Genomic DNA, 1,455 nt, shown 5'->3' on the forward strand with positions numbered 1-1,455 from the left:
CGACGCGCTCGAGCGGCTTCTGACGACGTCGGCCGATATCGCGATCGCGCCGGGGCGCGGCGGCGGGACGAACGCGCTCGTCGTTCGACATCCCGACTTCCGCGTGGACTACCACGGTGCCTCCTATCTCGACCATCGCGAGATCGCTCGCGACGTCGGTGCCAGCCTCGAGACGGTCGACTCGTTCCGACTGGCGACCGACATCGACGAACCGACTGATCTCGTCGAGGTCCTCGTCCACGGGCTCGAGACGAATCGCGCCCCCGCCCGTCTCCGGGCGTTCGGGTTCGAACTCGACGATCGGGACGGACGCGTCGACATCGTTCGCGACGAGAGCGTCGCAACGGAGTAACGCGGTGGCTCCCCGTCACTCCGCCGCGCAGGAAGGCAGCCCTTATGTGCCGAGAGACGACATCCAGAGGTAATGTTTCCCGGGGCGAGCGAGTACGGCGTCGATATCGCGGTCGACGACGGGGCCGTCGAGGAGCTCCTGCAGGTCAGCCCGAACGACGTCGAGGCACCGCCGGCGCTGACGTTTTCGCGAAACGTGTTCATCCCGCTCACCACGGCCTGTCGCTACACCTGTACGTACTGTACCTACTTCGATCCGCCGGGGCAGGCCTCCCTGCTCTCGCTCGAGGAGATCCGCGATATCTGCCGGCGCGGGGCCGACGCGGGCTGTACGGAAGCGCTGTTCACGTTCGGCGACGATCCCGACGACCGCTACACCGAGATACACGACCAGCTCGAGGAGTGGGGCCACGACTCGATTCATACCTATCTGCGCGAGGCCTGCGAGGTGGCGCTCGAGGAGGGACTGCTCCCCCACGCGAACCCGGGCGATCAGACCCGCGAGCAGCTGGCGACCGTCGCGGACGTCAACGCCAGCATGGGCGTGATGCTCGAGACGACCGCGGAAGTCGGGGCCCACGCCGGTCCGCGTCGCAAGGTGCCCGGCCAGCGGCTGCGGACCCTGAAAAACGCCGGCGAACTGGACGTGGCCTTCACGACCGGGATTCTGGTGGGAATCGGCGAGAACTGGCGGGATCGCGCGGAGAGCCTGCTCGCGATCCGCGAACTCCACGACCGGTACGACCACATCCAGGAGGTGATCGTCCAGCCGGTGGTGGAGAACGAACGCTGGTCGGGGGGGTCGCCCGACCTCGCGACCATGCGACAGGTGACGGCGATGGCCCGCGTCGCCCTGCCCGAGGAAATCTCGGTCCAGGTGCCGCCGAACCTCGCCCCCGCCAAGGACCTGATCGACTGCGGGGTCGACGACCTCGGCGGCGTCTCGCCGGTCACCGACGACCACATCAATCCCGACTACACGTGGCCCGCGCTGCGCGAACTCGAGGAGATCGCGGCCCACGCGGGCGTTCCACTGGGAGAGCGCCTCCCCGTCTACGAGCGGTTCCTGCCGTCCGACCTCCGGACCGCCGGCTTCGACGGCCG

The 1,455-nt window shown here is 68.5% G+C and carries 1 protein-coding gene and 1 pseudogene; both read left to right on the forward strand.

The window, feature by feature from the left end:
* A pseudogene (locus PGX04_RS26125) lies at positions 1–352 on the forward strand (2-phospho-L-lactate guanylyltransferase); the annotation flags it as partial.
* A gap of 72 nt (positions 353–424) precedes the next feature.
* Positions 425–1,455, forward strand: a 1,031-nt coding sequence (gene cofG / locus PGX04_RS26130; RefSeq protein WP_273741164.1) for a 7,8-didemethyl-8-hydroxy-5-deazariboflavin synthase subunit CofG, incomplete at its 3' end; no start/stop codon positions are given.

This window comes from Natrinema soli, from assembly GCF_028618695.1.